Origin of the sequence: Mitsuokella jalaludinii (assembly GCF_928722185.1) — a bacterium.
Taxonomy (GTDB): Bacteria; Bacillota; Negativicutes; order Selenomonadales; family Selenomonadaceae; genus Mitsuokella; species Mitsuokella jalaludinii.
On sequence record NZ_CAKMXA010000001.1, the window covers coordinates 761,989 to 781,417 of the forward strand.

A 19,429-nucleotide genomic window follows, 5' to 3' on the forward strand; every position below is an offset into this window, starting at 1 on the left:
TTCTCACGATTTGAATACGCCGATGCGGCGCAGGATGCGGATGCCGATGCGGCCGATCATCGGCATGCGTGCGAGGTCATCCTCGAGCAGGCCGCCGACGAGCAGCATGACCGCGATGTAGACAAAGCAGCCGAAGAACACCGCGCCGAACGTCGAGATGGCACCGATATTCCACCAGGCCATCGTCCAGTCATAGAAGAAGTAGACGGCGACCGCCATGACTGCCGCGGCAAACAGCGTTTTCAAGAGCTGCGGGATCTCCATACGGTAGCCGATGAACTTGTAGATGAAGAACAGGTTGATGATGGCCGCGACGCCCATGTCCGCCGCAGTCGCCCAGGCCGCACCCATGATACCGAGCCATGGCAGCGCCGTGAGTTCCCAGTTGAGGATGACTTTGGCCGCCGCCGCGAGGATCATGTTGACCATCGGGATGGTCGGATGGCCAAGGCCCTGCAGGATGCCTGTCGAGACCTGATGCAGGCCGAGCAGCACGATGCTGAAGGCCGAGATCATGACGGCCGGGCCGGCGCCCGGCGCATTGTAGATGAGCGACGAGATTGGCGTCGCGAGCACGAAGACGATGACAAAGGCCGGGAAGCAAACAAAGTTCGAGATGCGCACCGAAGCCGCTGTCTGATTGTAGACGCGCTTCATGTCGCGCAGGGCCCGCGCCTCCGAGATGGCCGGCACGATGCTCATGGCCATCGAAGCCGTGATGATGCACGAGAGATTGACGAGCGGCACCGCCATGCCAGTCAGGTAACCGAAGAGCTCCGTCGCCTCATTGACGCTGTAGCCCGCGACCTCGAGACGCTGCGGCACAATCATGAGGTCGAGGTTCGAGACGACCGGCAACATGATGCTCGCCGCCGAGACTGGCAGCGACAACATGAAGATGCGGCGCATGATCTTGAGGATGGACTCGTGCTCCGTGCCCGGCAAGGGCTTTATGTCGTGGCCGTAGTCGCGCTCGATATCGCGGTCGAGCTTCCAGTGGTAGTAGACGAGCACGATGAGGCCCGTGACCGCGCCGACGAGTGCGCCGAGCGAAGCGCCGGCCGAAGCGTACTCGAGTCCCCAGGGCAGGAAGAGCTGCGCGAGGAGGATCATCGTGATGACGCGGAAGATCTGCTCCACAATCTGCGAGACGGCCGTCGGCGTCATGCGCTGCCAGCCCTGCAGATAGCCGCGCGAAGCCGCGAGGAAGGTCACGAAGAATACCGTCGGCGCGAGCACGACCATCGAGAGGTACGCGCGCGCATCGCGGATGAAGTGCCACTCGATGAGCCAGTCCGCTGCGAAATACGTCAGGATGGAGAATAAAAGGCCCGTGACGAGCATCAGTCCCATCGAGATGCGGAAGACGCGCTTGGCGCCATAGATATCCTTGAGCGCCACGCGCTCCGCCGTGATGATGGAGATGGCCACCGGCACGCCGGCCTGTGAGACCGTCATCGCGAAGAAATAGATTGGGAAGGCCATCTGGTAAAGGCCGATACCCTCACCGCCGAGGATACGCGATACGAAGATCCAGTTGAGGGAGCCGATGACCTTGACGACAAAGCCGGCAATCGTCAGGATGAACGTGCCCTTGAGGAAGGACTCTCCCTTGCTGGACTTCTTCCCCGCTTCCGGGGACTTCTGAGGCTGCTGCACCGACTGCACATTTGCCTCTACATCTTGCTTGCTAATGGAAAACACCGCCTACGTGCATAGATTTGCGAAAACTGCTGGAACCAGCTGGAACTAGGAAAGAAGAAAGGCAGGTTCCCCCGCCTCTCTCAAATTGCAAAAACGTCCGTATACCGCTATAATGGTACTCAACATTGAGATTATATCATTATTGGACGAATCAATCCAGTAGTTTCTTGACAAATATAGAGAGGAAAGCAGCATGGACATCAATCTCATGGGCTTCGACGTCAGCGCAGCCCGCCATAAACCCGAAACAATACGCCACCGCGAGCAGGCCTGCCCGTTCTGCGACCGCGCGAACCTGACGGATGTCATCGCAACGGAGGGCGACATGATCTTCCTGCGCAACAAATACAATGTCATTGAAGGCGCCGACCAGTTCGTGCTCATCGAGGGGCGCGAATGCAAGAGCGACATGCCCGCCTACACGAAGGAGCACATGCACGCGCTCATCCGCTTCGGGCTCCGCATGTGGCAGGAGCTCAGAGAAAGCGGCCGCTATGAGGCCGTGCTCTTCTTCAAGAACTACGGACCGCTCTCCGGCGGCACCATCCGCCACCCCCACATGCAGCTCGTCGGCCTTCCACACGTGAAGAAGGAGCTGCTCTGCCACCCCGAAGAATTCCGGGGCCCCGCCATCCATGAGCGCGACGGCGTCATCCTCAATGTCTCCGACGTGCCGCGCATCGGCTTCTGGGAGTTCAACATCCTGCCAAAGAAGCTCACGTCAGCTGCCATCGACACGACGGCAGACTTCATCCAGATCATCGTCGACTTCCTCACGCATCACTTCGGCAGCCAGACGCAGAGCTACAACATCTTCTTCTACGACCTCGGCGGGCGTATCGCCGTCAAGCTCCTGCCGCGCTTCGCCACGCCGCCGATCTTCGTCGGCTACGGCATCCACTTCCGCCCGAGCAGCCTCGATGAAGCCATCCACGCCATCCGGCAGCGCTATTTCTGAACACCCACGCACTCCAGCCAGGGATATGTCAACATTTATCCTTTGACAAAGTGCGCCAAATAGATTAAACTAGTTAACGCAACGTAAATTAACTAGTTAATATTCATATTGAAAAGGAGTGGTCGTCTTCATGACAACAGAAAAACTTTGGTCCCGAGATTTCATTGCTTTGACTGCGGCAAATGGCCTGCTGTTTGCCGGATTCCATATCCTGCTCCCCACCCTGCCCATCTACGTGGCAAGCTTGGGTGCATCTGGCTCAGAGATCGGCTTGATTGCCGGCATCTTTGGGTATTCCGCCATCTTCATCCGCCTCTTCACCGACACCGGCGTGCGCGCCTTCGGCAAGAAGACCTGTCTCTATGCCGGCCTTCTCTTCTCCCTGCTGGCAACGGCAGGATACGCACTGCTGGATTCCGTCGGTGCCATCGTCATCGCCCGCGTCATCCACGGCTTCGGCTTTGGGCTCAGCACGACCTTCGCCGCAGCGCTGGTCGCTGACGTCATCCCGGCCTCGCGCCGCGGTGAGGGCATCGGTTACTTCGGCCTGGGCAGCACGATCGCGATGGCACTGGCTCCGGCATTCGGCCTGGTGCTGCTTTCCGACATCAGCCCCTGGGCCCTGTTCATCGCTTCTGGCGTCGCGACGCTCGCAGCGCTTCTTGCCGCCCGCCAGGACCGCACAGCCGAGAGGGAACCGGCGCTCCCCGTGCCGGCCGTGCACCTCTCCTTCCGCAACCGCCTCTATGAGTCAGGGACTGGCGTCCCCGCCATCCTGACCATCCTCTTCGGCGCCGCTTACGGCAGCGTCAACACATTCATCGCGATGATGGCCGCTGAGGCCGGCATCAGCAGTGCCGGCCTGTTCTTCATCGTGGGAACCGTCTTCATCTTTCTGTCCCGCCCGTTCGGCGGTCGTCTTCTCGACCGCTACGGCGCCTTTGCCGTCGTAATTCCAGGAGCCCTGCTCTACTGCGTGGCCCTTGCCCTGATCCTCGCAGCAGGCAGTCTGCCCATGCTGCTCACCGCCTCCGTCTTCTACGGCCTCGGTGCCGGCCTCCTGCTGCCAGCACTCATGACGTGGATGCTCAATGTCGTCCGGGCAGACCGCCGCAGCGCTGCCAGTGCCACCTTCTACAACATGCTGGACATCGGCACGAGCACCGGCATCGTCGTGCTCGGCAGCCTGGCCGACACAGTCGGCTACATCACCATGTACCGCTATGTCCTCGCCATCATGGCCGCCTTCGTGGTATTCGGCCTGCTGACGCACCGCCTCGCCCGCCAGGTGCGCCAGCCAGAAGAAGCAGAGGAGTAAACCATGGACAAGACCATCTGGCAGGAGAGCGACAGTGACCGCCTGATTCATCAGCTCTACCAGACGATGCGGCTCTTCTCCAAGACGCTGAATCAGGAGATTGCCGACACTGGCATCTACAGCTCCGAATGGACCATCCTGAACCTGATCCATCACCGCGAGGACTGTGCACAGACCGCACTGAGCCAATACCTGGGCGTAGAGCCCGCGGCCATCTCCAAGACCTTGACGAAGATGGAGAAGAAAGGCCTGATTACGCGCGTCGCCCATCCCAATACCCGCGGCAAATTCATCGAGCTCACGGAAAAGGGCGCACAAGCCCACCGCGACTTGTCCAGCGCCGTGGCCGAACACCGCCGCAAGGCTCTGCAGGGCCTTTCACCCGAAATGCTGCAGGGCCTCAACGATGTGATGCTGCGCATCCAGCGGAACTTATCCGCAGAATAAAAGAACCCCAGACAAGGCTTTCGCCCTGTCTGGGGTTTTTTGATGCAAGAGAAGCTGCGGCTCAAGCCTCTTTGCGGTCAAACGGCACGTGATTGAGGATGAGGTCCGGGTTGTTGTCCATGATCCAGCCGAGTGCCCACTCGTTGCTGACGAGCAGCACCGGGTTGCCCTTGCGGTCGTAGACGAACATGCCGCGGTCGGCGCCCTTGAGAGCAGCCGGCGTGACTTCACGGCCGTCCTTGAAGGCGAGCCAGCGCGCGACCTCATACGGCTGCATGTTCATCGTGATGTCGACGTTGTACTCGTTCTTGAGGCGGTATTCGAGGACCTCGAACTGCAGCGTGCCGACTGTGCCGACAATGTACGACTCCATGCCGGCACCTGCCTGCTGGAAGAGCTGGATAGCGCCTTCCTGCGTCAGCTGCTCGATGCCCTTGACGAACTGCTTGCGCTTCATCGTATCCTTCGCCTGTACGCGCGCGAACTTCTCGGGCGGGAAGACCGGGAAGTCAGCGTACTTGAACTTGTGGCTCTCGTCGCAGATCGTATCGCCGATGCCGAAGATGCCCGGGTCGAAGAGACCGACGATGTCGCCCGGGTAGGCCGTGTCGATGATCTGGCGGTCCTGCGCGAGGAACTGCTGCGGCTGCGCGAGCTTGATGATCTTGCCCGAGCGCTCATGCCAGACGCTCATGTTGCGCTCGAATTTGCCCGAGCAGATGCGGATGAAGGCCAGGCGGTCGCGGTGTGCCGGGTTCATATTGGCCTGGATCTTGAAGACGAAGCCCGAGAACTTCTCGTCGTCCGGCGCAATGAGGCCATCGCTCGACAGACGCGGCTGCGGCGTCGGCGCCATGCGGATGTAGCCCTCGAGGAAGTCCTGCACGCCGAAGTTCGTCATGGCCGAGCCGAAGAACATCGGCGTGAGCTCGCCTGAATTGACCTTCTCCATGTCGAACGCCTCGCCGGCCTCGTCGAGCAGCTCGATGTCGTCCTGCAGGGCCTGCCACGTATCCTCACCAATGCGCTCGATGACAGCCGGGTCATCCGGCTCGTAGACATCGGCGATGCGCGCCTCCTGGCCGTGCGTCGTATCAGCGGCAAAGAGCAGGACCTTCTTGTTGCGACGGTCATAGACGCCCATGTACTGGCCGTCCTGGCCGATTGGCCAGTTCATCGGATACGAGCGGATGCCGAGCACGTTCTCGATCTCGTCCATGATGTCGATCGGCAGCTTACCGTAGTGGTCGAGCTTGTTGACGAACGTGAAGATGGGGATGCCGCGCTGCTTGCAGACCTTGAAGAGCTTCTTCGTCTGCGCCTCGACGCCCTTCGCGACATCGATGACCATGACGGCACTGTCGACGGCCATGAGCGTGCGGTACGTGTCCTCCGAGAAGTCCTGATGGCCCGGCGTATCGAGGATGTTGATGCGGCAGCCCGCGTAGTCGAACTGCAGCACCGACGACGTGACCGAGATACCGCGCTGCTTCTCGATCTCCATCCAGTCCGACACCGCATGGCGCTGCGTCTTGCGCGACTTGATGGAGCCCGCGAGGTGGATGGCACCACCGTAGAGCAAGAGTTTCTCCGTCAGCGTCGTCTTACCGGCATCCGGGTGCGAGATGATCGCAAACGTGCGGCGCTTCTTGATTTCCTTATCGAGTTCTTCGCTTAAAGCTGACAAAATCCTTTTCCTCCCAATATATATGAATGATACAGGTCAAATTGCACTGCTTACCATTCTATCATAGAGCCTTCTCCTCCTGCAATCCCATTTTTCCTGCATGAGGCGTCCGGCCATGAGCTATGGTATAATAGAGACATCTCACATCTGCCTACAGGAGGTTCTTATGAACGAAATCAAGCCGTCCGTCTGCCCCTACGACTGCCCCGACTGCTGCGGTCTGCTCGTCACCGTGCAGGATGGCCGCGCCGTCCACATTGCAGACGACCCCAATCACCCCTTCACGCGCGGCACGCTCTGCCCCAAGATGGCCCACTACGAGCGCACCGTCCACGCCAAGGGACGCATCATGACACCCTTGAAGCGCATCGGCAAGAAGGGGGAAGGACGTTTCAAGCCCATCAGCTGGGATGCGGCCATCGCTGAGATCGCCGAGCACTGGCAGTCCATCATCGATGACTTCGGCGCCGAGGCCATCCTGCCCTACTCCTATGCCGGCACGATGGGCACGATTGGTTACAGCGCCGGTCATGCGCTCTTCTACGCGCTCGGCGCCACGAGTCTCGACCGCACCATCTGCGCGCCGGCCAAGAGCCGCGGCTACCGTGATGTCATGGGCGCGACGCTGCCGACTGCCCCGCAGGAGGCACAAGAAAGCGACATGATCATACTCTGGAGCATCAGCATGCTCGCGACCGACATCCACTTCCGCCACGACATCGAGATTGCCCGCCAAAGAGGTGCCAGGATCTACTGCATCGACACGTACCGCACGAAGACGGCCGACTGTGCCGACGCCTTCCTCTGCCCGCGGCCCGGCACCGACGGTGCTCTCGCCCTCGCCGTGCTGCACGTGCTTACCAAAGAAGGCCTCTGCGACCGCGCTTTCCTGCGCGGGCATGTGCAGGGTGCCGAAGCACTCGAACGCAAGATCCTGCCGCGCTACACGCCAGAAGCCGCCGCAGACATCACCGGCATCCCCGCTGAAGACATCCGCAGCTTCGCGCGCGCCTACGGACGTGCCCGCGCCCCCTTCATCCGTCTCGGCAGCGGCCAGTCGCGCTACACCAACGGCTCCATGACGACGCGCCTCATCACCTGCCTGCCCGCCTTCGTCGGCGCCTATGCAAAAAAGGGAGGCGGCCTCCTGACCTCCGCCTCTGGCAGCCACGCCTTCGACAAGAGCATCATCCGTCGCCCTGATCTCGAGCGTCCCGGCGTGCGCCACATCAACATGTGCGAGCTCGGACACGCGCTCAACGATGCAAGCCTGACGCCGCCCATCAAGGCACTCTACGTCTACTCCTCCAACCCTGCCTGCACCGCCCCCGACCAGAACCGCGTCATGCAGGGACTAGAGCGCGAGGACCTCTTCACTGTCGTCCATGAGCGCTTCCTCACAGACACCGCCCGCTATGCCGACATCATCCTACCCGCCACCACCTCGCTCGAGAGCGAAGACATCTACTACTCCTACGGCCACTACGCCATTCAGCGCGCCCGGGCCGTCATCCCGCCCGTCGGCGAGAGCAAGAGCAACTGGCAGACCGCCCGCCTGCTCGCAAAAGCCATGCACCTTGCTGACCCCATCTTCGACAAGAGTGAAGAAGAACTCGTCGAAGAGCTCATCGCCAGCACAAAGAGAGCCTGGCCCCTGCCTCTCGGCGACGACGCGCTCCAGCAGCTCCGAGACTGCCGCCCCGTCAACCTGCCTCTGCCCAAAGACTACAAGATGGACTTCCAGACACCCTCCCAGAGAATCGAGATCGAGAATCCAGCCTGCCAGCCATCCCTGCCCGACTACTTCCCGCCCCACGGCGACGCAGAGCCCTTCCCACTCATCAACGCCCCCGACATGCGCATCCTCGACAGTTCCTTCAACGAACGCGAAGAGCTCACGCGCGATGGCGTCATGACACTCCTCATCCACCCAGACGACGCCGCCGAACGCAGTCTCCAGGACGGCGACCCCGTCCGAGCCCGCAATAAGCGCGGCCAAGCCCACTTCACCATCAAGACCTCCGACCGCGTCAAGCGCGGCACTCTCGTCACCGAAGGCGTCTGGTGGCAGTGCTACACCAAAGACGGCAACACCAACCGCCTGACCTCCATGCGCCTCACCGACAAAGACGGCGGCAGCACCTTCTACGACGTCAGCGTAACGATAGAAAAAGGCTGACTTCGGCGAAGCCGGAGCAGGTGCCCTCGCCCGCCCCACACGATGCAAAACAAAACCCGGTACGAGGATTGGCTCGTACCGGGTTTTCCTATCTCATTTGACGAACGCTCTTCACACCTCAGAACGCCTTTCCATCCAGCGCCTTCTCGACGAGCGCATCTCCCACATAGCGGAGTTTCAGCGAGAACACCGCCTCCTGCTGCTCCATCAGCCGGAAGAAGATCTTATCTCCCTCCCAGATGGGCAGGTCGTAGACCGCATCCTTCGCCACCCACTCGAGCGTGCCCTCGCGGCAGTCGTCGCGGCCGACGAGCTGCCCGTGGAACGCATCTGCCGTGTAGAGGAACATGTACTCCGTCTGCCACTTGTCCGACATGAACGTGATGATGCCGCGCAGCCGGAACGAGTCGAGCACGAGCCCCGTCTCCTCCCGCACCTCGCGCAGCAGGCACTCCTCCGGCGTCTCATCCGGCTCAAAGTGGCCGCCGACGCCAATCCACTTGTCGTGATTGATGTCATGCGCCTTCTTGACCCGGTGCATCATCAGGTACTTGCCGTCCTGCTCGATGTAGCAGAGCGTCGTCAGATTCGTCTTCTTGCGGCCCTTCTCCAGAGCTGTCGCTGTCATGCTCTGAGCTCCAGTCCGACCGGGCAGTGGTCGCTGCCGAAGATCTCGTTGTGGATGGTCGCATCCGCAATCTTCTCGCGCAGCCGCGCCGACGTCACAAAGTAGTCGATGCGCCAGCCCGCATTCGTCTCACGCGCCTTGCGCAGATAGGACCACCACGTGTAGATGCCCGCGCGGTCCGGGTAAAGTGCGCGGAACGTGTCAATGAAGCCCGCATCCAGGAGTTCCGTGAACTTGCCGCGCTCCTCATCCGTGAAGCCCGCATTGCGGTGATTCGTCTTCGGGTTCTTGAGGTCAATCTCCGCATGCGCGACATTGAGATCACCGCAGACGATGACGGGCTTCTTCGCATCTAAGGTCACGAGATACGCGCGGAACGCATCCTCCCACTCCATGCGGTAGGCAAGGCGCTCGAGTCCGCGCTTCGAGTTCGGCGTGTAGACCGTCACGAAGTAGCAGTCAGGCAACTCCAGCGTGATCACGCGGCCCTCGTGGTCGTGCTCCTCGATGCCGAGGCCGTACGTCACCGAAAGCGGCTCGATGCGCGAGAAGACCGCTGTGCCCGAATAGCCCTTGCGCTCCGCGCTGTTCCAGTACTGCTTGTAGCCCGGCAGGTCGAGGATGGCCTGTTCAGGCTGCATCTTCGTCTCCTGCAGTGCAAAGATATCTGCATCGAGCTTCACGAACGACTCCATGAAGCCCTTCTTGAGGCAGGCCCGAAGGCCATTGACATTCCAGGAAATGCACTTCATCTATACGTCCCTCCCCGTCAAGGCAGCGTCTTGAACGCGCTGAGCGGCCAGAAGACGAGCACGGCCTTGCCCTTGATGAGCTTGTAGGGCACGAAGCCGACATCGGCGAAGCGGCTGTCCTCCGAGTTGTTGCGGTTATCGCCCATGACGAATACCGTGCCCTGTGGCACCGTCGCCTTCGGGTACTCGCTGCGCGTCTTCTCGAGGATGTAGTCCTCATCGAGCATCTGGTCGTTGACGTAGACGCGGCCATCCTTGATCTCGATGGTGTCACCCGGCGTCGCGATGACGCGCTTGATGAAGTCGCGGCTCGTATCGCGCGGATACTCGAAGACGAGGATCTCGCCCTTCTGCGGCGCGCGGAAATCGTAGATGAACTTGTTGACGACGAGCCTCTCCTGCGACTGCAGAGTCGGGCGCATCGACGGGCCGTCGACGATGTAGAGCTCGACAACGAACTGACGGATGATGAAGGCCAGGACAATCGCGATGACAATGGATATGACCCAGTCTTTAGCCTCTTCTCCCAATGAACTCATAGTGTTCCTCCTGTTCACAAACAAATAGGGACTGCCAAAGCAGTCCCTACCGTACGCAGATTAGCGTTTTTCTTTGATACGAGCAGCTTTACCCGTAAGGTTGCGCAGATAATAGAGTTTTGCACGACGGACAATACCCTTGCGGAGAACGTCGATCTTCTCGATGCGCGGGGAATGTACCGGGAACATACGCTCAACGCCGATACCGTAGGAGATGCGGCGAACCGTGAACGTCTCACGGACACCCGTGCCCTGACGGCTGATGACGACGCCCTCGAACATCTGGATACGCTCGCGGGAGCCCTCGACGATCTTGGCATGGACGCGGACCGTGTCACCAGGTGCGAAATCCGGAATATCCGAGCGGAGCTGTTCTTTTTCTAAGGTTTCGATGATGTTCATTTTTTTCCTCCTTGATGTCAGACGTTCATGGCAAGCCCGATGCTCACTCAGAGGACCGTCCATATACCTAGATAGCATACCATAAAAAAAGGGCGGTTTCAACCGCCCTTCACAAATTTTTTGATCTATGCCTGTCATTTGCCGATGCGCGCGGCCATCGCAGCGCGCACGATGTCTTCCGGCACATCGTTGCGGCAGGTCACCTCGCCGATTCCCTTCATGAGGACCCAGTTAACTTTGCCGTTGATGGTCTTCTTGTCGTGGAAGATATCCTGATACATCGCGTCGACCGTGCAGCCCTCCGCGACAGTCGGCAGGTGCAGGCGCTCGATGAGCGCTGTGACGCGCGCGACATCCGCCTCCTCTATCATGCCGAGGCGCGCGCTGATGTCCGCCGCGCCGACCATGCCGATTGCAACAGCCTCGCCGTGATTGTAGCGCAGGTAGCCCGTCTCCTTCTCGATGGCATGTGCCATCGTATGGCCGAAGTTCAGGATGCGGCGCAGGCCGCTCTCCTTCTCGTCCTGGCTGACGACAGCCGCCTTGATTTCGCACGAGCGCGCAATCATGTGGACGGCGGCTTCCTGTTCAAGCGACAACACGTCCTGCACATGCTGCTCAAGATACGCGAAAAACGCCGCATCGTAGATGATGCCGTACTTGATGATCTCGCCGAGACCCGTGTAGATCTCGCGCTTCGGCAGCGTCTTCATCATGGCGAGGTCCATGAATACGGCCTCAGGCTGGTAAAAGGCCCCGATGAGGTTCTTGCCCAGTGCGTGATTGACGGCCACCTTGCCGCCGACGCTCGAGTCGACCTGCGCCAGGAGGCTCGTCGGCAACTGCACGAACGGAACGCCGCGCATGTACGTCGCCGCGATGAACCCTGCGAGGTCGCCGACGACACCGCCGCCGAGCGCAAAGATCGGCGACTTGCGGTCGAGGCCGAGCTCGATAGCCCTCGTGTAGAGCTTCTCCGCAACAGCGAGGCTCTTGGAACTCTCACCGGCGGGAATCGTCACGACCGTCACCGAGAGGCCGCCGGCCTCTAGGATGGCGCGAACGTTCTCGCCGTAGAGCGGTCCCACGTTGCTGTCTGTCACGAGCATGGCCTGGCGCGAAAAGCCGGCTCCCTGCACGAATGCCCGAAGTTCCTGTTCCAGACCGTAACCGATCACGATATCATAGCTCTCTTCTCCGAGAGCGACGCGTACCTTACGCATGGACGACACCTCTTGCTTTCAGATAATGAAGGATTTCCTCGACGACCTGCAGCGGCGAGAGCTTGCTCGTATCGACCGAGAAGTCCGCCTGGCGGTAGAGCTCGCGCCGCTCCTCGATGAGCTTCTCGATTGCCAGGCGGCGGTTGCCCTGGTCCTCCTTGTCGAGAACGGGTCGCTCGCCCTTGCTGGCCGTGCGCTCGAGGATTGTCTCGACGTCTGCCTGCAGGCAGACGATGACGCCGTTCTCGCGCAAAGCTGCTACATTCCGGGGATCTTTGACCGTGCCGCCGCCCGTCGAGATGACGGCGTTCCTGCGCCCTGCAACGCGCTCGACCATCTCGTGCTCTCGCGCGCGGAAGTACGCCTCCCCCTTCTGCGCGAACATGTCGGGGATGGCCATGCCCGCCTCACGCTCGATCTCCTGGTCGAGGTCGAGGAAGGCTGCGCCGAGCCGCTGCGCGAGCACGCGGCCCGTGCTCGTCTTGCCCGTGCCCATGAAGCCGATCAGCACGATGTTCTTCACCGCCATCACCATTCCTTCCCGATGCGCGCCTTGTAGGCGGCGAGAGCTGCCTGGAGGTCCACCATCGCATCCGAGCCGAACTTGTCGCAGATGGCCTGGGCCATGACGAAGGCCGTCATCGCCTCGCCGACGACAGAGGCCGCCGAGACGGCACACGTGTCGCTGCGCTCCTTGCAGGCCAGCACTTCCTCATGGCTCTCGATATCGACTGAATGAAGCGGCTGCATGAGCGTCGGGATTGGCTTCATCGCCGCCTTGACGACGAGCTCTTCTCCATTCGTCATGCCGCCCTCGAGACCGCCCGCGCGGTTCGTCTTGCGGTAGACCTTGCCCGCCGCATCGAGGAACATCTCATCGTGGATCTGGCTGCCCGGCAGGATAGCGCAGTCAAAGCCTGCGCCGATCTCCACGCCCTTGATGGCCTGAATCGACATCAGCGCGCCGGCGAGCTTGCCGTCGAGGCGGCGGTCCCACTGGATGTGACTGCCTAGCCCTGCCGGCAGGCCGCGCACTGTGATCTCGAAGATGCCGCCGAGCGTGTCGCCCGCCTTGCGCGCCTCCTTGATCTTCGCCTTCATCTTCGCCTCAGCCTCCGCATCGTAGCAGTTGAGGTCCGAGATATCCGTGCCGAGCTTCGCGCGGTCAACCCTCGCCGGGTCGATGGCGACACCGCCAATGCAGGTGACCTGCGAGACGACCGTAATGCCGAGCGCCTTGAGGAATTCCTTGCAGACAGCGCCGACGGCCACGCGCATCGTCGTCTCGCGCGCACTCGAGCGCTCGAGGATGTCGCGCACATCTTTGCGGTCATACTTGCGGATACCCGTGAAATCCGCATGGCCCGGGCGTGCTGCCGTGACCTTCTCACCGGCCGGCTCACCAAACGCCGCCATGCGCTCGCCCCAGTTCTGGAAATCGCGGTTGACGACCTGCAGCGTGATGGGGCCGCCAATCGTCTCATTGAAGCGCACGCCTGAGAGGACGTTGACCTTGTCCTTCTCGATCTTCATGCGGCCGCCGCGGCCGTAGCCCTGCTGGCGGCGCGCCAAGTCCTTGTTGATTGCATCGAGATCTAGCTTGAGACCGGCTGGCAGGCCCTCTAAGATAGCCGTCAGGCACGAACCGTGTGATTCGCCTGCTGTCATAAAACGCAATTCGCTCATATTCATACACCTCACGTATTTCAAATCATTATTGATTACAGTGTAAAGGATACGAGCCTATAAATCAAGGTCTTATTTCAGCATCCAGATGTCATCACTCACGAGACATTCCTTCCTCGCCTTCCATCCCATCCTGCGCGCCGCCCTGTGGCCAGGCGTAGGCTGTGACAACAAGCTGACACTGAAGCGCCCCGACTTCCGATTGCGCTTCCGTGCGCTGCTCGATGCGTGTCTCATGGATGGAGAGCAGGCGCTCTGACTGCTGCATACGGCGCAGGAAGTCAAGCACAGCAAAGTACGAGCCGCTGCAGGATATGCTGACAGGCATCTGCTGCACGCCGTCCACCGTGCGCGTCTCAGCTGGTACGACTTTCTGGAGCTTCACCTGACTCTGCAGGGCTTTTTGCTGGAGCTCCTGCAAGAAGACGCCCTGCCCGAGGCTCATCGGCAGCACGCGCTGCGCGCGCACCTCCCGATCTGAGAGTTCTTTGGCGTACGCCGCCATATCGCCGTGCACATTCTTGAAGTTCATGACAGCGGCCAGACGCCCGCGCAGTTCCGCCCGCCGCCCCTCGTACGACGCGCATGCCTCCTGCAACGGCAGGTGCACGAAGAACAGATAGAGCAACAGTGCCGCGAAGCATGTGAGACAGCAGCCGAGGGAAAAGCGTCCTTCCCCGCCGCAATGCTTCAGCCATTTTACTCCCTTCACCATACCCAGCCCCCTTTACGCTAGATGCCCAAGCTGATGCGGAATGCGATGCCAGGCTTCTCTGCTCCCGTTTCCTCTGCTGACTCCTCGAGTATCGGCCCCTGCGGGAAGAAGTCCCGGTCCGCCTCGAAGGACTGCAGGAACGAGGAGAGCGCGCCGTAGCTGAGCGCCGCGCCGCGTATCTCGATCTTCTTGTCCTGTCGCAGCGCGACGGACTTGAGCCATACGCCTTCCGTCTGCAGCTCCGGCCGCCCGAGATGGACCATCACGCTGTACCAGGGCATGGCGCCCTCCACGAGGCGCGCTGCCTTCGCATCGCGCTGCTGGATTTCCTGCTGCAGCTTCGCCGTCATCCTCATCGTCTTCTCGTCGCGCTGCAGCAGTGCGAGCGCCTGCTCCTCCCGCTCACAGTCGCGCTTCGCCTCGAAATAGGCCCGCGTATCAAAAAAAGCCGCGGCAAAGAGAATGAGGAATGTCACGGCGCAGCAGAGAGCGGCCAGGCGACGGTAGCGGAAGTGACGCCTCGGAATCATCTCGCCCCAAAGCCGCAGGCTCAGAACCGGCTCGTCCGAAAGCGCAGCAAGGGCAGCGGCGATCGCCGGCAGGAACATGCGCTGCGCCGGCAAGAGCTCCAGGCCGTGCTCGGCCAGCAGAGCCTCACCGCTGCCATCATCAGGCGCAAGAGCAGCCATGCCGCGCAGGGTGATGCCCTGTGAAGCAAAACCTGCTTGGAGGCCTTCCAGATACTGATGCTCAGCAGCGGCGAGCATCACAGAAACCTCGCCCTGGCGGCGATAAGCCATCGCATACGCATCAGCATCGAGCCCCTCGGCCATCAGGCGCGCATCGAGTTCCCAGTGCGCCGCCTCGCGCCACTCGTCTCCTTCCATGTGAGGCGGCAGCTCCATCTCATAGAAGCGGACCACCTCATCTGGCAGACAGACAGCGAAGTCAAGCGCCTGCCAGCCTTCCCGCTTGGCGCGCATGGCAGCGGCCTCCGCCATCGTGACATCGCCTGCAAGCTGCTCTTTTGCCGTGCGCACGAGCTGATACGACTCGCCCTCTGCCAGCAGCTCGGCAAAGAGCAGAGCCCTGCCTCCGGAGGCCTCGGCAATCCCGACGACGCGACGGCACCCATCCCAGAGCCAGCTGCTCTCACGGACTGCATCTCTGCTGCGCCACGCTGCCAGCAGGCCGCGGCAGAGCGCCTGCATACTCCCCATCCTGCCGCGTGCCTCAGCGGCTCCTTCCCTTCCAGACATAGCCATCCTCCTTCTTCTCTAAGCGGGCTCGCGCAATCTTATGGCGCTGCCAGACGTCACCCGACTTCTCGCGCGCCACAGCGACGAGCCAGTAAGAGCCCGCTTTCTGCTCCGCTGCGGCCTGCACGACGAGCGTGCCCTTCTCCGTCTCGACCTCGCGCGGCGCGATTATCATGCCTGTATCGACGAGAACAGGCTCCTTCTCGACACGCTGCAAGGCCTCCAGCAAGGCTGCCTCTGCCGCCAAACGCAGTGTCACTTCGCGCTCGTATGAGGCCGCCATCTTCCGGCTGTTGTAGGCTGTGTAGCAGACGGCCGTGGCGAGCATCATGGCAAATATTGTCACTAGAAGCGCCCAGATGACAGCCGACCCCTGCTGGCTCTCCCGTCCCATCGCCTTTCCCTCCTTCACTAATCCATCCGCTCTGGCCCGTAGACACAGACGGCAAGTGTGTAGCTGTGGCGCGTCACGCGACTCCTGCCCGTCAGCCGTATCTCGTGCAGGCGCGGTGCGACCTCGCTACAGGAGAATGCCGTGATGTCGACGCCCGCCAGCGAGTGATTGCCCGTCAGCGGACGCATCTCATCCTTCCAGACGAGCTTGTCTACAGACCCCACCTTATGGACCCAGTATTGCGTGCGGAACGTACTCGAGGAAGCTTCATCCGGCGAGCGGTACTGATAGAAGGTGTAGCCAGGTTTCTCGTCCTTCGTGAAGCCTCGGATTGCATACGAGGTCCGCGCGTCTTCAGCTACCTGGCGCACAGCCATCTGGACCTCCTGCTGTAGCTCACTGTCCGCCATCATGAAAAAGGCAGCGCGGAAGGCCATGACTGCCATGGCCCCCATCGCTGCCAGGAGAAAGACGAGGATGGGCAGAGAGACGAGCATGTCGAGCAGGATGAATCCCGATGTGTTACGGCTCCCTTTCATACACTCCTACCCTCCTCTGATACGACTGTTTGTGCTGTCGCCCGCCGCGCGTCTGCCATGCGACGGTCACGGCAGCGAGATAGGTGCCCTCCTGCTCCATCCGCTGGATATCCGTGCGGAGCAGGAAGTCACCTCCCGTTTCATCCTCAGTGGCAGATCCAATGGCAGCCGGTGAGAACACGACGTATTCCCTGCGCTCAGACGCGCCTTCTGTCAGTGTTCCAGCTGTGGCGCGGTACTCGATGTAAGCCAGTTCTGACTCCGCCAAGCAAGTCGCCGCCGCCTCGAAACGAGTCTGCTCCTCCATGAGCACACCCTGGCGGAAAAGCATCAGGGCACCGGCCATCACGATGAGCACGGCCGCCACCCCCATTGTCTCGAGCAGGAAAAAGCCGCTCGCATCCGACCATCGCGTCATTTTACACTCCTCTCCACGCGGCAGCGGCCGCCCGCACTCAGGATCAGCTTGCGCGCCGACTGCGGATGGCCCTCCATGTAGATCAACATCGTGCACGGTGTCGCCAAGAGGCCGTCATCACCAAACGTCAGAGCAATGCCGTCCCTCGAGCTTGTGGCAAAGCGCCCCGTGATCACGATACCTGGCAGGAAATCATGGCTGCTGTGCACAGCCGAACCAGCCAGCATGGTGTAGCCGCCGCGCCGGAATCGCATTTGCGCCTGGCGGCGCAGCGGCAGCTGATAAGCATCTCTCCGCTCCATGCTCTTCGGCCAGCGTTCCGTCGTGCGCGAGACCTCGCGCATGTAGCGGATATCGCTCAGAAGGCACTGCACTTCGTACTCCACTGCCGCTTCGCGGTAGATTGCCAGCCCGTTCGGCAGCGCCACCATCGCAAACACCGCGAGGACGGCGCAGGCGATGATGACCTCAATGAGCAGAGAGCCATGCTCCTTCATAGCAGGACCTCATAGGCAGACCAGAATGCCGCACTGCCGATGTAGCTCAGGTATGCCCCCGCCGACAGGAACGGGCCAAAAGCCAGCCTGTCCCGACGGCCCAGCCGCCCAATGCCGAGCAAGACGAGCGCCAGGCAGGCCCCGAGAGCAAAGGCCAGCATGAGAGCCAATAATGTCCCCTGCCAGCCGAGCCAGATGCCGAAGGCCGCCGCATACTTGACGTCGCCGAGCCCGATGCCGCCGCGCGACAGCGTGCGCAGAGCAAAGAGCAGGGCTGCGCCGAGCAAAGCGCCCAAGAGTGCATCCCGCAGACTGCCCACGATTGCAGCCATCACCAGACCGAGAGCGGCCAGATAGAGATTTCCCTTATCCGGCAGCAGTCCTGTGCGGAAGTCAATGACTGCCATGGCGAGCAAAAACACGCAGAACAGACCACCGCGGGCCATCGCAAGGCACTCCATGTCAACCAGTGACAGGCCGGCAAACATCAAAAACAGTATCATCATGATAATGATGCATACCTGTAAGGACAGTTGCTTAGCCATTACTCAACCACCTGTACCAGTATTTCCACTTTCCGGTTTCACATCTGCAGCTCTTTTCTCTTTTGTGAATGCACCGACGGTCTTGCCCTGGCAAAGTGCCCTGCTGTTCGCCGTATCGATTGTGTACTCTTTAGCCGTGATCTCTGTAGCTGCACCCTCTAAGTAGCATTTCCCCTTCGGCGGCGCTATCGTCGTATCCTGCAGATAATCCTTCAGGTCCGCGATTGCCCCCGGCGTCTTGCCCGTATCGATCTCATAGACGGCAATCGCTGTGTCCAGTGTGGACAAGTCAGACTGGATCTTGGCCGTATTGGCCGACGTGATGGCAGAAGTGAATTTCGGTACGGCAATCATCGCGAGGATTGCCACGATGCCCACGGCAATCAGCATGCCGATCAAGGTGAAACCTGCTTCATTCTGTCGAGTTTGCATGAAAGAATCCTCCTCTCGAATCAAATACTCTGCTCCGCCTCCGGAGCTGATACGGTGTACACATTCCCACACCCGACTTGTCCACATCCAGCGGATATTTATATTCTTCTAGGTGGATGCCTCTAAATCCTGCAAAGATTTAAAATATTTATATTATTACAAATAGCTATTCGTAAAAAAGAGCACCCTCTCTAGAATACCGATTCTAAGAGAAGGTGCTCTTTCAGGGAATAGCAAACAGCTATGTGATTCAATACCAGTGCGTGAATCCCAGCGAGAAGCCGACGCCGTTGTAGCCCGGATTGTGGGTGCCCATGCCGTTCGACGAATGATGGAAGAGGTAGGCAAGGCTCAACGAATCGCGGTCGGTGTAGTGATACGTCAGGCGCGGGCCGATGCGCCAGAGGAAACCGTAGGCACGGCCATTGCCCGGATGTGCGTGGTTGTAGGCCATCAGGCTACCCGAAGCGTCGACGGAGCCGTCGAGCTTGCCCGAGACGTGCTTCGTCCAGCGCATCATGTAAGATGGGCCGAAGCCGACGGCCTCAGCATCGCGCCAGATATCATCCTCCGTCGTGCTGCCCGTCGCGCGCTCGAACGTCAGGCCGTAGTGCAGCGAGAGAGCGCCGAGCTCCTTGTACTGGCGGTAGACATGCACGTTGTAGAGATCGACATCGCGCTTCTTGAAGAAGCGGCCCTCGAGATACTCGAGCTGCACTTCGATATCCTTGCGCGGCTCGGCGTTCTTGGCCGCGGGCTCTGCAGTTGTCGGCGCTGTCGTTGCGGACGGCATCTTGGCGGTCTCAGCTGCCTTGACCGGCTCGACATGGAGCCTCTGCGGCTGCTTTGCCTCTGTCTTGCCCGCCTCCTGCTGCGTCGCCTGTCCTGCGTTTTCTGCTGTCTGATTCACTGCAGCATCCACTGGCTCGGCGGCCAGAGCCGTCGCCTGCCAAGCGAGAAGGCTGAGGGCCGCTGCCGGCAGAGCGAGCAGTGCGCAGCTCCACTTTGATGGTTTCTGTGCGGTATCGTGTTTCATTGCCATGATGATGCGCCATCCTTTTCTCGATTTCTGTATCTTTGTCTTATTCTATCACAGATGCAACCGCC

At 60.6% G+C, this 19,429-nt stretch carries 22 protein-coding genes; 4 read left to right on the top strand and 18 right to left on the bottom strand.

Annotated elements, in window-relative coordinates; all coding sequences use genetic code 11:
- Positions 1-3: 3 nt before the first annotated feature.
- Positions 4-1,659, bottom strand: a complete 1,656-nt coding sequence (locus QDI87_RS03505; protein ID WP_036377950.1) for a putative polysaccharide biosynthesis protein — start codon at positions 1,657-1,659, stop codon at positions 4-6.
- Positions 1,660-1,897: 238 nt separating this feature from the next.
- Here QDI87_RS03505 and QDI87_RS03510 point away from each other — a divergent pair, with 238 nt between their 5' ends.
- The 3 genes from QDI87_RS03510 (at position 1,898) to QDI87_RS03520 (ending at position 4,427) form a co-directional block, all read left to right on the top strand.
- The gene (locus QDI87_RS03510; RefSeq protein WP_055160244.1) at positions 1,898-2,662 is read left to right on the top strand and encodes a DUF4931 domain-containing protein; all 765 of its coding nucleotides are present in this window, start codon (positions 1,898-1,900) and stop codon (positions 2,660-2,662) included.
- Positions 2,663-2,831: 169 nt separating this feature from the next.
- The gene (locus tag QDI87_RS03515) at positions 2,832-3,980 is read left to right on the top strand and encodes an MFS transporter (protein WP_244881838.1); all 1,149 of its coding nucleotides are present in this window, start codon (positions 2,832-2,834) and stop codon (positions 3,978-3,980) included.
- Positions 3,981-3,983: 3 nt separating this feature from the next.
- The gene (locus QDI87_RS03520; RefSeq protein ID WP_278742245.1) at positions 3,984-4,427 is read left to right on the top strand and encodes a MarR family winged helix-turn-helix transcriptional regulator; all 444 of its coding nucleotides are present in this window, start codon (positions 3,984-3,986) and stop codon (positions 4,425-4,427) included.
- A gap of 61 nt (positions 4,428-4,488) precedes the next feature.
- On the opposite strand, the gene QDI87_RS03525 is transcribed toward QDI87_RS03520, so the two are convergent.
- On the bottom strand, positions 4,489-6,114 hold the full coding sequence (locus tag QDI87_RS03525) for a peptide chain release factor 3 (protein WP_036377902.1): 1,626 nt from the start codon (positions 6,112-6,114) through the stop codon (positions 4,489-4,491).
- Between the two features lie 166 nt (positions 6,115-6,280).
- Between QDI87_RS03525 and QDI87_RS03530 the strand changes: the two genes are divergently transcribed.
- Positions 6,281-8,293, top strand: a complete 2,013-nt coding sequence (locus QDI87_RS03530; RefSeq protein ID WP_278742246.1) for a molybdopterin-containing oxidoreductase family protein — start codon at positions 6,281-6,283, stop codon at positions 8,291-8,293.
- A gap of 118 nt (positions 8,294-8,411) precedes the next feature.
- Here the strand turns inward: QDI87_RS03530 and QDI87_RS03535 are convergent, their stop codons facing one another.
- The 16 genes from QDI87_RS03535 to QDI87_RS03610 form a co-directional block, all read right to left on the bottom strand.
- Positions 8,412-8,921: an NUDIX hydrolase gene (locus tag QDI87_RS03535; RefSeq protein ID WP_055160235.1), complete on the bottom strand. Its 510-nt coding sequence runs from the start codon at positions 8,919-8,921 to the stop codon at positions 8,412-8,414.
- Complete coding sequence (locus tag QDI87_RS03540) at positions 8,918-9,673, bottom strand: exodeoxyribonuclease III (RefSeq protein ID WP_055160233.1); 756 nt, start codon at positions 9,671-9,673, stop codon at positions 8,918-8,920. Before QDI87_RS03540 ends, QDI87_RS03535 begins: the two co-directional genes overlap by 4 nt.
- Before the next feature lie 17 nt (positions 9,674-9,690).
- The gene (lepB, locus tag QDI87_RS03545) at positions 9,691-10,212 is read right to left on the bottom strand and encodes a signal peptidase I (RefSeq protein ID WP_036377894.1); all 522 of its coding nucleotides are present in this window, start codon (positions 10,210-10,212) and stop codon (positions 9,691-9,693) included.
- A 60-nt stretch (positions 10,213-10,272) separates the two neighbouring features.
- Complete coding sequence (rplS, locus tag QDI87_RS03550; RefSeq protein WP_036377891.1) at positions 10,273-10,614, bottom strand: 50S ribosomal protein L19; 342 nt, start codon at positions 10,612-10,614, stop codon at positions 10,273-10,275.
- A 134-nt stretch (positions 10,615-10,748) separates the two neighbouring features.
- Positions 10,749-11,837 (bottom strand): 3-dehydroquinate synthase, encoded by a 1,089-nt coding sequence (aroB, locus tag QDI87_RS03555; protein WP_278742248.1) that lies wholly within the window; start codon positions 11,835-11,837, stop codon positions 10,749-10,751.
- Positions 11,830-12,360 (bottom strand): shikimate kinase, encoded by a 531-nt coding sequence (locus QDI87_RS03560; RefSeq protein ID WP_278743370.1) that lies wholly within the window; start codon positions 12,358-12,360, stop codon positions 11,830-11,832. Before QDI87_RS03560 ends, aroB begins: the two co-directional genes overlap by 8 nt.
- A 5-nt stretch (positions 12,361-12,365) precedes the next feature.
- Positions 12,366-13,523 carry a chorismate synthase gene (gene aroC, locus QDI87_RS03565; protein ID WP_278742249.1) on the bottom strand — a complete coding sequence of 386 codons (1,158 nt, stop codon included), beginning with the start codon at positions 13,521-13,523 and terminating at the stop codon, positions 12,366-12,368.
- A gap of 94 nt (positions 13,524-13,617) precedes the next feature.
- Positions 13,618-14,238, bottom strand: a complete 621-nt coding sequence (locus QDI87_RS03570) for a type 4a pilus biogenesis protein PilO (RefSeq protein ID WP_255240447.1) — start codon at positions 14,236-14,238, stop codon at positions 13,618-13,620.
- A 17-nt stretch (positions 14,239-14,255) separates the two neighbouring features.
- Entirely contained in the window at positions 14,256-15,497 is a 1,242-nt protein-coding gene (locus tag QDI87_RS03575) for a PilN domain-containing protein (RefSeq protein ID WP_278742250.1), read from the bottom strand.
- Complete coding sequence (locus tag QDI87_RS03580) at positions 15,472-15,891, bottom strand: hypothetical protein (RefSeq protein ID WP_226867429.1); 420 nt, start codon at positions 15,889-15,891, stop codon at positions 15,472-15,474. The genes QDI87_RS03575 and QDI87_RS03580 overlap by 26 nt, the downstream gene beginning before the upstream one ends.
- 17 nt (positions 15,892-15,908) lie before the next feature.
- Positions 15,909-16,430 carry a hypothetical protein gene (locus QDI87_RS03585; protein WP_055160222.1) on the bottom strand — a complete coding sequence of 174 codons (522 nt, stop codon included), beginning with the start codon at positions 16,428-16,430 and terminating at the stop codon, positions 15,909-15,911.
- The gene (locus QDI87_RS03590) at positions 16,414-16,848 is read right to left on the bottom strand and encodes a hypothetical protein (RefSeq protein ID WP_055160220.1); all 435 of its coding nucleotides are present in this window, start codon (positions 16,846-16,848) and stop codon (positions 16,414-16,416) included. The genes QDI87_RS03585 and QDI87_RS03590 overlap by 17 nt, the downstream gene beginning before the upstream one ends.
- The gene (locus QDI87_RS03595; protein WP_036377873.1) at positions 16,845-17,345 is read right to left on the bottom strand and encodes a pilus assembly FimT family protein; all 501 of its coding nucleotides are present in this window, start codon (positions 17,343-17,345) and stop codon (positions 16,845-16,847) included. The genes QDI87_RS03590 and QDI87_RS03595 overlap by 4 nt, the downstream gene beginning before the upstream one ends.
- Positions 17,342-17,791: a prepilin peptidase gene (locus QDI87_RS03600; RefSeq protein ID WP_255240450.1), complete on the bottom strand. Its 450-nt coding sequence runs from the start codon at positions 17,789-17,791 to the stop codon at positions 17,342-17,344. The genes QDI87_RS03595 and QDI87_RS03600 overlap by 4 nt, the downstream gene beginning before the upstream one ends.
- A gap of 102 nt (positions 17,792-17,893) precedes the next feature.
- Positions 17,894-18,322: a competence type IV pilus major pilin ComGC gene (locus QDI87_RS03605; protein WP_051652252.1), complete on the bottom strand. Its 429-nt coding sequence runs from the start codon at positions 18,320-18,322 to the stop codon at positions 17,894-17,896.
- Positions 18,323-18,572: 250 nt separating this feature from the next.
- Positions 18,573-19,364 carry an acyloxyacyl hydrolase gene (locus tag QDI87_RS03610; protein WP_278742252.1) on the bottom strand — a complete coding sequence of 264 codons (792 nt, stop codon included), beginning with the start codon at positions 19,362-19,364 and terminating at the stop codon, positions 18,573-18,575.
- Positions 19,365-19,429 lie beyond the last annotated feature (65 nt).